Source organism: Halorubrum xinjiangense (assembly GCF_049604745.1).
In the GTDB taxonomy this organism is placed as follows: domain Archaea; phylum Halobacteriota; class Halobacteria; order Halobacteriales; family Haloferacaceae; genus Halorubrum; species Halorubrum xinjiangense_A.
Genome location: NZ_CP187140.1, coordinates 284,381 through 297,721, shown reverse-complemented (window position 1 = coordinate 297,721; position 13,341 = coordinate 284,381). Strand labels below are relative to the sequence as shown.

Below are 13,341 nucleotides of genomic sequence, written 5' to 3'. Positions count from 1 at the left end.
CGGCGTATCCGTAAGTGAGGAGAGACACAATGTCCACCAAAACCACAAACGAGTTCGGCGGCGAGATCGGCGGCGTCACACTGTTGGGGAAGGCGCACTCGCTGTCGGCGCTGTTCATCGTCCTGCTCCGGGCGACCATCGGCGGGATGATCCTGTTCGCAGGCCTCGGGAAGGTCTCCGAGTGGCCGTTCGACGCGGCCGGCTACCTCGCGAACGTCGGCTCGGCGAGCCCGGTCAGCGGGATATACGCCGCGATGGCGTCGAACGCGGCGCTGATGGAGATCGTCAACGTCGTCGTCCCGGTCACGCAGGTGCTCATCGGCGTCGCGCTGATTGCCGGCGCGTTCGTCCGCCTGGCCGCGCTCGGCGGCGCCATGCAGATGATGCTGTTCTACCTCGGCGGGTGGAGCGGCGAGGCGCTCGCCCTGTTCGACTCGACGCTGGTGTACGCGATGGTGTTCCTCACGGTCGCGGCGTTCGGCGCAGGCCGCGTCCTCGGCCTCGACGCCTACATCGAGAACATCGACGTCGGCGGGCAGGCGCTCGTCGAGAAGTTCCCGGCGCTCCGGTACGTCCTCGGCTGAACGAGGGCGAGACCGAGCGAGGGGAATCGAAGCAGCGGTGTGCGAACGCCGCCGCCGACTCGTTTTCGAGACGCGGAGTACAGTTCGGTCGGTTCGATTTTCATACTGGGTTTCGTAACGGAGAGCGGTCGCGTTGCTGACGCTTATTTATAAGCGAATGACTGTGGATCCCCGGAGAACTCCTCCAAAGCCCCAGCCGCTCGTTTATAAATAACTGACTGTGGATCGACGGAGAACACCTCCAAAGCCCCAGCCGCTCGTTTATAAATAACTGACTGTGGATCGCCGGAGAACACCTCCAAAGCCCCAGCCGCGAGGCGGGCGTACACTCGTTGCGCTCCTCGGTCGCTCACTTCGTTCGCTCCCTGCGGTGCTTACGTCGTCTACGCCCGCCTCGCGGCTGCCCCTTTGAGTCCCGCCCCGAACAGCACCGCGACCGCACCTCACGCCTCCCCAGCCTCGTCGGCCACCCTCCGCTACGCTCCGGGTGGCCGACTCCCTCGCGCGTGCTGACTCGCGGCCGCCAGGGGCGGCCGCTCGCAGGCACGCGCCACCGCGACCGCTCGTTTTTATAAGTAAAAGAGTCGGCCGCGCGGTCCAGTTAAGTAGTCGTTCGCGACACCGGCGCTCCGTTTCGGGTTCCAATCCATATAAGACCGCGCGGGCGGAACGGAGGCGTAATGGAACTCGGTTCGCGGGAGGCGTTCTCCCGGATGGGGACGCTCGGCATCGAGGAGGAGTTCTACATCGTCGATGCCGACGGCTACCCCACGTCCGGGACCGACGACCTCGTGTACGGCCGCGACCCGCCAGCGGCGGTGCCGGAGGGGTTCGACCACGAGCTGTTCGAGTGCACGATAGAGGCGCAGACGCAGCTGATCGAGGACCCGGCGAACGCCGCGGACTCGCTCGCGACGGTCCGCGAGGCGCTCGTCGACCACGCCGCCGCGGACGGGTATCAGATCGCGGCCGCGGGGCTCCACCCGGCGGCGAAGTGGCGCGAGCTCGACCACGTTCAGAAGCCGCGGTACCAAGCGCAGTTAGACCGGATCCAGTACCCGCAACACCGGAACACGACCGCGGGGCTCCACGTCCACGTCGGCGTCGACGACGCGGACAAGGCCGTCTGGGTCGCGAACCGCCTGCGGTGGCACTGTCCGGTGCTGCTCGCGCTGTCGGCGAACTCCCCGTTCTGGAACGGGTTCGACACCGGGCTCGCCTCGGCCCGCGCAAAGGTGTTCGAGAACCTCCCGAACACCGGGATCCCCTCGGCGTTCGACGACTTCGACGCCTTCCAGCGGTACGAGCGCCGGATGGTCGAGACCGACTCCATCGCCGACCGCGGCGAGCTGTGGTTCGACGTGCGCCCCCACACCGGCCACGGGACGGTAGAGGTGCGCGCGCCCGACGCCCAGCGCGACCCCGAAGTGACCTTGGCGCTCGCCGAGTACGTCCGCGCGCTGGTCGTCGACTACGCCGAGCGGTACGAGGACGGCGAATCCCCGTCGACGCTGCGCCGCGAGCTGCTCGACGAGAACAAGTGGCGCGCGATCCGCCGCGGCCACGACGCCGCGTTCGTCGACCGCGACGGCGAGGGGACGACCGCGCTCGGCGAGATCGTCGAGGCGGAGTGCGACCGACTCGGAATCGACGGCATCCGCGAGGTGTACGAGGCCGAGAGCGGCGCCGCGCGCCAGCGCCGGATTCAGGAGTCGTCGGGGGCCGACGCGCTGCGTTCTGACCTCCTCGTGAGCCCCTAACCCCGGAATCGAGAGCCTCGCGGGCCGGCCGCTCCAGCGAGTTTCGTCGGAACAAAAGCGACGAGAAACCCTTTTGGCCGCGTAGCCCCCAGTCTCCGGCATGACCACGGACGATACACCGACCGATCCGGGAGACGACCCGGAGGAGTCGCCGACGGACCGGACCCGCGAGGAGCTTCGGAAGACGAAAGAGCGGCTCGGCGAGGGCGCCGATAGAGCTGTCAAGGGGTTCGACGACAACGTCGTCGACCTGCTCGCGTGGCTGCTCGACACCGAGACCCGCGCGCGCATCTACGTCTACCTCCGCGATAACCCCCACAGCACGAGCGACGAGGTCGCCGACGGCACGGGGCTGTACCCCAGCACCGTCCGCGAGGCGCTCGCGGAACTCCACGACGAGGGCACCGTCGAGCGCGGCAAGCGGAAGGCGGAGGGTGCGGGCAACAACCCCTACGAGTACGAGGCCATCGCGCCGAGCGAGCTGGTCCGCACCGTCGTCGGCGACGTCCAGGCGGAGCTGAACGCCGTCTTCAACCTCGACCGCCGGCTCGGCGGCGAGTCGCCCGACGGCGACACCGAGCCGGTCCAGATCTCCGTCGACGGCGAGGACGGCGACGGCGGGGCTGAAGACGACAGCGATGAGGACAGCGACGGCGACGACGGCGACGACGGCAACGACGCTGACGAAACGGACGACGAGTCGACGAACTGATTCGGCCGGCACCGACTTCCCCTCGGCCGACCGCGGTTCGGGACGTTTTAAGTTCGACCCGCGCAACGGAGAGGCATGAACGTCGCGCTGGGGGGTACGTTCGATCCCGTTCACGACGGCCACCGCAAGCTGTTCGAACGGGCGTTCGAGCTGGGTGACGTCACCGTCGGGCTCACCTCCGACGAACTGGCGCCGGAGACCCGACACGTCGAGCGGTACGTCCGCCCCTACGACCGGCGCGAGCGCGACCTGGAGGCGGAGCTGGCCCCGCGGGCCGAGGCGCACGACCGCGAGTACGAGATCCGCGAGCTGACGGAGCCGACCGGCATCGCGGTCGAACCGGAGTTCGACGCGCTGATCGTCTCTCCAGAGACGAAGGCCGGCGGCGAGCGGATCAACGAGATCCGCGCCGAGCGGGGCCGCGACCCGCTCGATTTAGTCGTCGTCGACCACGTGACCGCGGAGGACGGCGAGCGAATCTCCTCGACGCGCATCGTCGCGGGCGAGATCGACGAACACGGCAACCGCACCCCCGACCGCGAGGGGCGGGGCGCGACGCGACCGGAATGACGGGCGATGAGGCAGGCGACGAGCGGACAGCAGACGCCGCGAGCGACGGTGACGCGGCCGAGTCCCGACGCGCGGCGCTCCGGCGGATCGCCCTCGGAGAATCCGGCTTCGAGCGGGCGACGGTGTGGAGCGCAGTCGGCTTCGCGCTGTCGTACGTCGCCTTCGACGCGACGGCCGCAGTCGGCGTCGAGAGCGCGGCGACCACCGGGGCCCTCGCCGCGGTGACGGCGATCGGCGCGGTCGCGTTCGCCGCGACCGGCGGCGGCGCGTTCCCGGCGATACTGGTCGCCTACGGCCCCTTCGCGGGGACGCTGCTTCGGGGACTCGGACCGGAGCCGTACGTCCTCCCGTTCGTGGCCGGCGCCCCGGCCGCGGCCGCGTTCACCGCTCCGCTCGCTCTCGCCGGCGCGGTCGCGGTCGCGGTGGGCGCCGCGTCGGCGATCGTCGGCTTCCTCGTCTCCCGGATCGCGGCCACGCGGTAGCGCCCCGCCGCGAACCGAACCGCCTCACTCCTCCAGCGTCCCGTTCAGCACCTTCGCGGCGACGAGTATCGGGTCCCAAACCGGGCTGAACGGCGGCGCGTACGCGAGGTCCAAGCGCTCGACCTCGAGGACGGTCATGTCTGCCTCGATGGCGGTCGCGAGGGTGTCGATCCGGATCGCCGCGCGGTCGGTGCCGACGATGCTCCCGCCGAGGAGGCGCCCCGTGTCGCGGTCGGCGACGAGCGTCACGTCCGTCTCGGCCGCGCCCGGGTAGTAGCCGGAGCGCGACCCCGCCGTCACCGTCTCGCTGACCGGGTCGAAACCGGCCGCCTCGGCCTTCTCGCGGTCCAGTATTCCGACGCGCGCGGCCTCGGTGTCGAACGCCTTCACGGCCGCGGTGCCAGCGATGTCGCCGACAGGCGTCGGGTCGCCCGCGACCGTCGCGCCGATGGCCCGTCCGGCGCGGTTCGCGGTGAGCCCGAGCGGGACCCAGTCGGGTTCGCCCGTCACCGCGTGGCGCGCGGTCGCGCAGTCACCCGCGGCGTACACGTCCGGCAGGCTGGTGCGCCCGCAGTCGTCGACGCGGATCGCGTCGCCCGGCCCGAGGTCGACGTCGGTTCCCTCCAGCAGGTCGGTGTTCGGCCGGATCCCGACGCCGACGACCGCCATGTCGACGGGGACGCGGTCGGTCGACGCTCCGTCGCCTTCGCCCCCGACCTCGATCGCCTCGATCCGGTCGTCGCCGACGAGCGCCTCGACCGGGGCGTCGGTGTGAACTGTCACGCCCTCGGCTTCGAGCGCCGCCTCGACGCGCTTCCCGACCGTCTCGCCGAACGGCGAGAGGAGGTGGCCGGAGCGGTGGAACACGTGGACGGAGAGCCCGCGCTCCGCGAGCGCCTCCGCGACCTCGACGCCGACGTAGCCGCCGCCGACGATCGCGGCCGTCTCCGGGGCCGGCATCGCCGCGTTGCGGTCCACGCGCTCGCGGTCGACCGCGCTCACGTCGGCGCGCTCGGGGTCGTAGGCGTCGGGCTCCGCGATGTACGCGTCGATGGCGGCCGCCGCGTCCATGTTATGCAGCGTGAACGCGCCGTCGACGCCGCGCACGTCGAAGGGGCCGGTCGTCGCGCGCGCGCCGGTCGCGACGAGCAGGTCGTCGTAAGCCTGCTCGAAGCGGTCGCCGTCGGCCGTCTCGACGGTGACGCGCTTCGCGTCGGGGTCGACGGCGACGACCTCGCTTTCGCGCCGGAGGTCGATCCCCCGCTCGTCGACCTCGCTCGGCGACAGCGAGAGGAGGTTCGACATGCGGTCGACGTAGCCGGCGATGAAGTAGGGCATCCCGCAGTAGGCGTACGAGATCCACCGGCCCTTCTCGAAGACGACGACCTCCCGGTCGGGCGCCTCGCGACGGAACTTGCTGGCCGCGCTCAACCCCGCCGCGTCGGCCCCGACGACCACGAACGGATCGCTCATGGCTGGACATCGGCGGGCCGGGTGAAAAAGTCACGCCGCGGGCGCGGGGCGGGCGCGCGAGCGGGCGGATGCGGTCCGGACGCGCGGCCGTCGTCGGTCGACCGCGACCGGCCTCGGTCGCTCTCAGTCCTCGTCCGCCAGCCGCGAGAGCGTCTCGCGGGCGTTCGCGACCGCCTTCTCCTTTTTCGCCGGGTACGCCTCGACCTTCGTGCGGACGGTGAGCCCCGGACCGAGCCGGACCTCGTCGCGGAACGCCGCCTGCTTGTCGAGGCGGAGGAACAGCGCGCAGTTGTCGTCGACCCGCTCGTCGAGCTCGCCGAGGACGCGGTCGAGGTCCTCGAGCTCGGAGAGCCGGTCGAGCACGTGTCGCATCTCGTCGGCCCGCTCGACGCGGGCAGAGAGCACGACGATCCGGTCCCCGTGATGGCCCACGTTCTCGACACGCTCGAGCTCGACGTCTTCGGGTAACAGAGAGTACAGCGCCTGCTCGACGCGTTTCACGTCCTCCGTGGCGTACGAGAACGCGCGGAGGTCGACGTAGTGGAAGGGGACTTTCGGCATGCGGTGCGGTGGGGGCGGCGTTACTCCTCGCTCTCGACGGCGTCGAGCGCGTCCTCGGGGACGCCCGTCTCTTGGCCGTCCTCGAAGCTGACCGTGTACGTCGCGTCGCCGAACATCGTCTCCATCACCTGCGTGATCGTGCCCGTCTCGCCGTCGTACTCGCTGTGTTTGTCGTGGAGCACGACCTCGTCTTCCTTCTCGAAGCTCATGGCGTTTCGTTCCGGTGGGACGGTTAAAAGCGCGCGGATCCGGAGCGAGGCGGGGGAGTGAGGCGATGGTGGCGGGCCGACGGAGATGGAGGGTAGTGATCCGTCCCTCACGTCACCGCGAGCAGCGCCGCGCCGAACGCGACCATCAGCGCGATCCCGACCGCGAGCCAGACGATGGCGCTGTCGACGGCGACGGCGACCGCGACCGCGACGCCGACCGCGACCAGCCCGAAGACCGCCCCCGCGACCCCGCCGCGCTGTACCAGGCGGTCGAGCGCGTTCACCGCGCGCTGTCGGGCCGGCGGCTCCGGCGTACGCTCCGGGGGCGCGGAGAGCCGCTCGTCGACGGCGACCGACTCCTCGGGAGTCTCGGGCGACGGGTCGACCCGCACGTCGACGTACCTCGTGTTCGACCCGTAGCCGGTGACGATCTTCAGTTTGCCGCGGACGGCCTCGTCGACGTCGGCCGTCGAGACGTGGACGTGGCGGGTGGCCTCGTCGGCGACGAAGTGGTTCCCCTCGTCGAGCGCGGCCACCCGGCCGAGGTCGTCGTCGAAGTGGAGGTGGACGTGCGTCGAGCGCCCGCTGTTCTCGAGCACGACCGGAAACGGCCCGTCGGTGACGAACGAGTCCGGGGCGTCGATGTCGTGGACCGTCTCCCCGTTCAGTTCGACGTCGAGTGTCGGCACGGGTGAGACCACGACCCCGTACTAAAAAAAGATTCACACGGGCGAGGGGTTTTCGAGCAGGTGTCGCCGCCGTCGCGGCTCGTCTGACCCGGGGAGTCTTCGTGGGTGAGTCCTACGCCGCTGCTTCCTCGCGCATGTCCGGCGGCAGGAGGTTCGGGATCCCGTCCTCGATGGGGTACGTCTCGCCGCACTCCGTGCAGGTGAGCGTCCCGGCGAGGACCTCCTCGTCGTCCGCGTCGTCGACGTCAAGTTCGAGGGTCGCCTTGTCGAGCGGACAGCAGATCACGTCCATCAGGGATTCCTTCATACCGCTCGGTTGGGTTGGACCGATAAAAAAGCGTGCGGGTCGCGGCCGGTCCGGGGAGATCGGCGCGTCGAGGGCGGGTAGAACCGGCCGCCGGGAGCGACCCGGATAACAACCCCTTTTGCGACGCGCCCCGCCCTCCGTGACATGGGCATCCCGGCGGAGCGGATCGAGCGGCTGTTCGCCCTCGCGCGCGAGGCGGTCGTCGACGACGAGTACGACCGCGCCCGCGAGTACGTCGCCCGCGCCCGCCGGATCGCCGAGCGCAACCGCTGCGGGGTCCCCTCAGAGCTCTCCAGACGCGCCTGCGACGACTGCGCCGTCTACCTCCGGCCGGGAAAGACGAGCCGCGTCCGGACGCGACCCGGACGCGTGGTCGTCCGGTGTCTGGAGTGCGGGGCGACGGCGCGGTACCCGTACGGCGGGGAGTGAGAGAATGACCGAGAGGGGGAAGAAGGCCTCCGACTACTCGGCGCGCTCGCGCAGTCGTTCGAGTACCGAGATCGTCCCGTCCATGAACCCCTCGTCGACCACCTCGTCGGCCGCCTCGCGCGCGGCGGCGTCCGCGTTGGCGACCGCGTAGGACTCGCCGGCGACGCCGAACGTCGAGACGTCGTTCTCGCTGTCGCCGACCGCGACGAACGCGGCGGGGTCGACACCGAGCGCGTCGGCGACGACACGGAGCGCGCGTCCCTTGCTCACCCCCGTCGACTTGACGTGGTAGGCGTAGCCGGTGTCGACCACCTCCACGTCGTCGACTCCCGATGTGACCTCGCGGAGGAGCGCCTCGTCCGCGTCGGTCGAGAGCGCGACCTCCGTCTCACGCCACCGGTTCACCGTGTCGCCGTCGCCCCAGCCGATCTCCCCGCCGCGCTCGCGGAACGCCTCGACGACGGCCCGGGCCGCGTCCGGGTCGCCGACGATCGTCGTCTCGCCGTCGGCGTACGCGACGCCGCCGTTCTCCGCAATCACCGTCTCCTCGCGGCCGAGGAAGTGCGCGAGCGCGACCGGGTACGGGAACGCCTTCCCGGTGGCGAACACGATCGGCGCGTCCCAGACGGGCAGCAGTTCGAAGGCTCGCGGGTCGATCCGACCGGTCGGCGTCGTCAGCGTGCCGTCGATGTCGAGCGCGAGGGGCGGAAGCATACCTCGGATCGGTCGTTCGGCGACAACTGTCTTCCGTTCGATCGGCTCTGTTAGGGAGCGGAATCGGAGCGACTGGGTGATTGTTTATAAGCAGTTCGCGACATTGCGGTGAAGAAATCCAGATCCCCGGCCGATCACTTATAAATAACTGGTGGTGAACCGCCGGAGAACACCGCCAAAGCCCCAGCCGATCGCCTATAAATGGCTGCTGGCGGATCGGCGACGAACACCTCCAAAGCCCCAGCCGCGAGGCGGGCGTACACTCGTTGCGCTCCTCGGTCGCTCACTTCGTTCGCTCCCTGCGGTGCTTACGTCGTCTACGCCCGCCTCGCGGCTGCCCCTTTGAGTCCCGCCCCGCCCAGCACCGCAACCGAACCTCATGCCTCCCCAGCCTCGCCGCTCGCTCCCTCCGGTCGCTCGCGGCGTCCCTCGCGCGTGCGATTCGCGCCCTACGGGCGCTCATCGGCACGCGCCACCGCGGTTCCATTTATAAGCGTTGTCGGCGTCGCGTACGCCTTTTAAAAAAAATCGCATCGCTGCTGTTCTCCAGTTGGGTCGGCTCCGTGGCCGCTATCCCGTCCGGACGCGCCGGTCGAACAGCTCGCGGAAGACGACCGTCGGGAACAGCGGCACGAGACGGCTCGGAGGGCGCCCCTTGCCGTCGCTCTGGTGGACGGTGACCCGTTCGAGCAGGCCGGCGTCGGCCAGCTCGTAGAGCACGCGCCGCACCGTCGACGCCGAGAGGTCGACGCCCGGGCGCGCCGCGATGGCCTCCGTCGCCACGCCGACCGTCGACCGCTCCTCCTCCGAGAGCCCGGCGAGCTCGTAGAGGAGCCGCTGCCGGCTCTCGGGGAGCGCGAGCACGCGCCCCAGCGCCACGCAGGGGCGAGGGACGCCGTCGATGCCGGCGTCGACATCGCCGGAGCGGACCGTCGACGCGCCCGCCCGCTCCGCGTTGACCGCCGCGCCCATCACGGCGGCGAGGGCGTCGTGGGCGTCGCCCGCGGCCCACTCGACGATCTCGCGGATCTGGTCGTGAGAGAGCGCGTCGCGGCCGAGCCCGGTCGAACACCGGCTCGTCAGCAGTTCGACGAGCACGTGCCGGCGGTACTTCGCGAACTCGACGGTGGCCGCCGGCTCCCAGTCGATCGCGTCCGGCGGGTCGCGGCCGAGACAGGCCGGCGTAACCCGCTCGCCCACGTCGGTGAGCCAGTCGATCAGCGTCGCCGCCGTCGGCGTCTCGGTCTCGTTCGTGTGGTCGACCGCGACGACGAGGTCGGGGCCTGTGCGCATCGCGTCGCGCAGCGAGTCGGCCAGCTCCTCGGTCCCGATCCCGTGATCCGGGACGGGGTCGTCGCTCATCGCGGCCAGCATCGCGTGGTACAGCCGGAATCGGGTCGACGCCTTCCGAGCGTCGACGTACACGAATCCGGGGATCGTCGGCTCGACCGCCCGCGTGGTCGTCTGGATGGCGCGCCGCGGCCCGCTGTGGCTCGCCAGCCGGTCGAACAGCGCGGAGACGACCGCCGACTTCCCGCTCCCCTTCGGCCCGTACACGTAGAGGCTCGGGGGGAGCGACCCGCTGAATGCGGGCTCGAACACGTCGAGGAGCCGCTCTATCGCCGGGCCGCGGGCGACCGGCGACTCAACGTGCTTGACCGGCGAGACGGCTTCGAAGTCGGCCAGGACGCTCATGCCGGCGTCGTAGCCGAGCCGTCGCTCGATCCGGTCGTCGATGTTCACGGTCGACCCTCCGAGGTCGTCGAACAAAACTGGCACGAAGCGGGAACGATACGGTGGCGATCCCGGTCGGGACAGCCGTCGGCGGCAGGGGCGTCGGGGGCGTCGCGAGCGACGGTGCGGTCGCGAGCGCCGGCGACGCCGAGCGGGCGACGGCCGCCGCTCTCGAACCGAGCGCGTCGGCGGTCGCGTGTCCAGGCTGGTCTCATTGGTATCCGGCGACTTGGTCGGAGGGTGATTGACGCGCGGAACGGTCTCCGGCCGCTACGTGGGAGCCGACGCGGCGTCGGCTCCCGCGAGCGGGCTCAGAGGTACCCGGCGTTCGGCAGGATGCCGAGGATGGCGAGGATGCCCACGATGAGCATCATGATCGCGATGGCCATCGCCGGCGGGTCCACGTGGGTCCCGGAGTGCGAGTAGAACATCCGCTGGGTGACTTCGCCGACGAGGCCGCTGAGAGCCCCGAGGACGCCGCCGGCCAGCAGGGCGACGACGGCGCCGCTCGTACCGACCGACGCGAGCGGCGTCACCGCACCGATGTCCCCGAACGCGCCGACGCCGAGGACGGCGCCGACGGAGCCGAGCAGGGTGATGTGGTGTGTCACCGGGATCTTCTCGACGCCGAGGTTCAGGAACAGCAGGCTGATCGCCGAGATACCGTAGCCGAGGAAGATGCTCCCCGTCTGGAGGTAGATGTATCCACCGAGGATACCGCCGACGAGGCCGATGGTCGTGACCCCGGCCCACTTGTACTGGTGGGGGAGCCACGGCTCGGTCGCCGGGCGACCGGCGTGTTCCTCCGCGCCGCTGTCGGCCTTCGGGTGGTCCTCGCCGCGCTCGAACGGCGACATGTCGAGGAGGCCGTCGCCGGCCGGCTTCCCGACGATCGGGTAGCCGAAGACGGGGCGGGCGAGGAACGCGGTCGCGAACACGGACACCGCGATGAAGTCAGTCGGCGGCGTCATCTCCAACACGTTGATGAAGAGGCCGTTGGCGACCCGGGTGAACAGCATCCCGATCACGCCGAAGATCGCTCCGACGGCGAGGATGTCCGGCTTCGTGCCGAACGCGTACGTGATGTCCTTCCCGAAGTGGTACCCGCCGTCGGCGGGGTTCATGTCGGGGTACTTCTTGCCCGCGTACGCCGAGGCGGCCACGCCGCCCGCGAACGCGATGTGCGGTCCGGTGATCGCCCCGAACCCGATGACGCCGGTGATGCCCGCGGCGAGCTCGCCCGCGGGGATGCCTTCGACCGCGCCGATCTGTCGCTGAAGGATGCCGATACCCTCACCGAGGAAGACGACGAACCCGGTGAAGATGAACGCCGGGAGCGCGCCGATCGCGGCCCCAAACGCGCCGCCGGCGAGCGCGGTGATGAGGAGCATGACGAACAGCTTGGTCTCGATCCCGAGGACCGGGATCTGGAGCAGAAGCTCGTTCATCTACTCCTCCTCCTCGTCGTCGATCGCCCAGTTCTTCGAGCGCTCGACCGCGTCGTCCCAGCGGCTGTACAGCTTGTCGACCTCGGCCTGACCCTTCTCGGGGTTGAACTCGCGGTCGACCTGCCAGTTGTCGCGCAGCTCGTCGACGTTGTCCCAGTAGCCGACCGCGAGCCCGGCGGCGTACGCCGAGCCGAGCGCGGTGGTCTCGTCGACCTCCGGTCGCGCGATGTCCGTCTGGATGATGTCGGACTGGAGCTGACAGAGGAAGTTGTTCTTCACCGCGCCGCCGTCGACGCGGAGCGTCGTGGTCTCCACGCCGGAGTCGGCCTCCATGGCCTCGGCGATGTCGCGGGTCTGGTAGGCGATCGACTCGAGCGTCGCCCGCACGATGTGCTCCTTGCTCGTCCCGCGGGTCATCCCGACGATGGTGCCGCGAGCGCGACCGTCCCAGTGCGGGGCGCCGAGCCCCGTGAACGCCGGGACCATGTAGACGCCGTCGGTCGAGTCGACCGAGCGCGCCAGCTCCGCGGTCTGGGCCGCGTTGTTGATCAGGTCGACGTCCTCGAGCCACTCGATGGCGGCGCCGGTGATGAAGATGGAGCCTTCGAGCGCGTACTGGACGGGCTCGCCGGACATCTGGAACCCGATCGTCGTCAGGAGTCCGTGGTCGGACTCGACGGCGTCGGTCCCCGTGTTCATCAGGTAGAACGAGCCGGTGCCGTAGGTGTTCTTCGCGTCGCCCTCGTCGAAACAGGTCTGGCCGAACAGCGCGGCCTGCTGGTCGCCCAGCGCGCCCGCGACGGGGACCTCCTCGCCGAGGAAGCCGTCGGGGTCCGTGTGCCCGTAGTAGTCCTCGTCGGAGGAGGGGCGTACCTCGGGAACCATCTCCTTCGGCACGTCGAACTCCTCTAAGAGCTCGTCGTCCCACTCGAGATCCCGGATGTTGTACAGCATCGTCCGGGAAGCGTTGGTGACGTCAGTGATGTGGTTGCCCGTCAGGTTGTAGATGAGCCACGAGTCGATGGTGCCCATCACGAGCTCGCCGGCGCGAGCGCGGTCGCGCAGGTCGCCGCCGCGGGAGCTCTGCATCTTGAGCGGCTCCGCGTTGTCGAGGATCCACTCGGTCTTGGTCGCGGAGAAGTACGCGTCGGCCTCGAGGCCGGTCTTCTCGCGGATCTCCTCGACCTTGTCCGCCTCCTGAAGCTCCTCGACGCGGTCGGTCGTCCGCCGGTCCTGCCACACGAGGGCGTTGTGGACCGGTCGGCCGGAGTCTTTGTCCCAAACGATCGTCGTCTCGCGCTGGTTGGTGATGCCGATCGCTTCGAGCTGGTCGGCGTCGAGGCCCGCGTCCGCGAGGCCGTCGAGGACGACCTGTTGGGTGTTCTCCCAGATCTCCGTCGGGTCGTGTTCGACCCAGCCCGGGTTCGGGTAGATCTGTTCGTGCTGTTCGTAGGCGTTCGCGACGACCTGGCCCGCATGGTCGAACACCATGAATCGGGTGCCGGTCGTCCCCTGGTCTATCGCACCGACGTACTGTGTCATGTTGTGGATCCCTCCTGTGGCGCTGGTCCGCGCGCGGCGGTGACCGGGTCGCCCTCGCCGTCGAGAGCGATCCCGGCGCCGCGTTCGCCGTCGCGTCGCGCGTCCGATCGGTCAGACCCGTCCGGAG

The 13,341-nt window shown here is 70.0% G+C and carries 15 protein-coding genes; 6 read left to right on the top strand and 9 right to left on the bottom strand.

Going from position 1 to position 13,341, the window contains the following annotated elements:
• Positions 1-29 precede the first annotated feature (29 nt).
• The 5 genes from ACOZ35_RS02385 to ACOZ35_RS02365 all read left to right on the top strand — a co-directional run bounded on the left by ACOZ35_RS02385 (position 30) and on the right by ACOZ35_RS02365 (position 4,108).
• Complete coding sequence (locus tag ACOZ35_RS02385; RefSeq protein WP_424014888.1) at positions 30-584, top strand: DoxX family membrane protein; 555 nt, start codon at positions 30-32, stop codon at positions 582-584.
• A 680-nt stretch (positions 585-1,264) separates the two neighbouring features.
• Positions 1,265-2,344 (top strand): glutamate--cysteine ligase, encoded by a 1,080-nt coding sequence (locus tag ACOZ35_RS02380; protein WP_424014887.1) that lies wholly within the window; start codon positions 1,265-1,267, stop codon positions 2,342-2,344.
• A 100-nt stretch (positions 2,345-2,444) separates the two neighbouring features.
• Positions 2,445-3,056 carry a helix-turn-helix domain-containing protein gene (locus ACOZ35_RS02375; RefSeq protein WP_424014886.1) on the top strand — a complete coding sequence of 204 codons (612 nt, stop codon included), beginning with the start codon at positions 2,445-2,447 and terminating at the stop codon, positions 3,054-3,056.
• Positions 3,057-3,131: 75 nt separating this feature from the next.
• On the top strand, positions 3,132-3,626 hold the full coding sequence (locus tag ACOZ35_RS02370) for a phosphopantetheine adenylyltransferase (RefSeq protein ID WP_424014885.1): 495 nt from the start codon (positions 3,132-3,134) through the stop codon (positions 3,624-3,626).
• A complete protein-coding gene (locus ACOZ35_RS02365) occupies positions 3,623-4,108 on the top strand; it encodes a hypothetical protein (RefSeq protein ID WP_424014884.1) in 486 nt (161 codons plus the stop codon). The genes ACOZ35_RS02370 and ACOZ35_RS02365 overlap by 4 nt, the downstream gene beginning before the upstream one ends.
• Positions 4,109-4,132: 24 nt before the next feature.
• On the opposite strand, the gene ACOZ35_RS02360 is transcribed toward ACOZ35_RS02365, so the two are convergent.
• From ACOZ35_RS02360 to ACOZ35_RS02340, 5 genes are all read right to left on the bottom strand, one after another.
• Positions 4,133-5,581, bottom strand: coding sequence for an FAD-dependent oxidoreductase (locus ACOZ35_RS02360; protein WP_424014883.1), 1,449 nt, complete (start codon positions 5,579-5,581; stop codon positions 4,133-4,135).
• A 123-nt stretch (positions 5,582-5,704) separates the two neighbouring features.
• Positions 5,705-6,142, bottom strand: a complete 438-nt coding sequence (locus ACOZ35_RS02355; RefSeq protein ID WP_424014882.1) for an RNA-binding protein — start codon at positions 6,140-6,142, stop codon at positions 5,705-5,707.
• A gap of 20 nt (positions 6,143-6,162) precedes the next feature.
• The gene (locus ACOZ35_RS02350) at positions 6,163-6,351 is read right to left on the bottom strand and encodes a hypothetical protein (protein ID WP_004050211.1); all 189 of its coding nucleotides are present in this window, start codon (positions 6,349-6,351) and stop codon (positions 6,163-6,165) included.
• A gap of 107 nt (positions 6,352-6,458) precedes the next feature.
• A complete protein-coding gene (locus tag ACOZ35_RS02345) occupies positions 6,459-7,040 on the bottom strand; it encodes a DUF7524 family protein (RefSeq protein ID WP_424014881.1) in 582 nt (193 codons plus the stop codon).
• Between the two features lie 112 nt (positions 7,041-7,152).
• The gene (locus tag ACOZ35_RS02340) at positions 7,153-7,347 is read right to left on the bottom strand and encodes a methytransferase partner Trm112 (protein ID WP_004596226.1); all 195 of its coding nucleotides are present in this window, start codon (positions 7,345-7,347) and stop codon (positions 7,153-7,155) included.
• 144 nt (positions 7,348-7,491) lie between these two features.
• Between ACOZ35_RS02340 and ACOZ35_RS02335 the strand changes: the two genes are divergently transcribed.
• Entirely contained in the window at positions 7,492-7,776 is a 285-nt protein-coding gene (locus ACOZ35_RS02335; protein WP_424014880.1) for a ribonuclease P protein component 4, read from the top strand.
• A gap of 33 nt (positions 7,777-7,809) precedes the next feature.
• On the opposite strand, the gene ACOZ35_RS02330 is transcribed toward ACOZ35_RS02335, so the two are convergent.
• From ACOZ35_RS02330 to glpK, 4 genes are all read right to left on the bottom strand, one after another.
• Positions 7,810-8,490, bottom strand: a complete 681-nt coding sequence (locus tag ACOZ35_RS02330; RefSeq protein WP_424014879.1) for an HAD-IIB family hydrolase — start codon at positions 8,488-8,490, stop codon at positions 7,810-7,812.
• Positions 8,491-9,060: 570 nt separating this feature from the next.
• Positions 9,061-10,233 (bottom strand): Cdc6/Cdc18 family protein, encoded by a 1,173-nt coding sequence (locus tag ACOZ35_RS02325; protein ID WP_424014878.1) that lies wholly within the window; start codon positions 10,231-10,233, stop codon positions 9,061-9,063.
• 302 nt (positions 10,234-10,535) lie between these two features.
• Positions 10,536-11,672, bottom strand: a complete 1,137-nt coding sequence (locus ACOZ35_RS02320; RefSeq protein ID WP_424014877.1) for a hypothetical protein — start codon at positions 11,670-11,672, stop codon at positions 10,536-10,538.
• Positions 11,673-13,214 carry a glycerol kinase GlpK gene (gene glpK, locus ACOZ35_RS02315; RefSeq protein ID WP_424014876.1) on the bottom strand — a complete coding sequence of 514 codons (1,542 nt, stop codon included), beginning with the start codon at positions 13,212-13,214 and terminating at the stop codon, positions 11,673-11,675.
• Between the last annotated feature and the right edge of the window lie 127 nt (positions 13,215-13,341).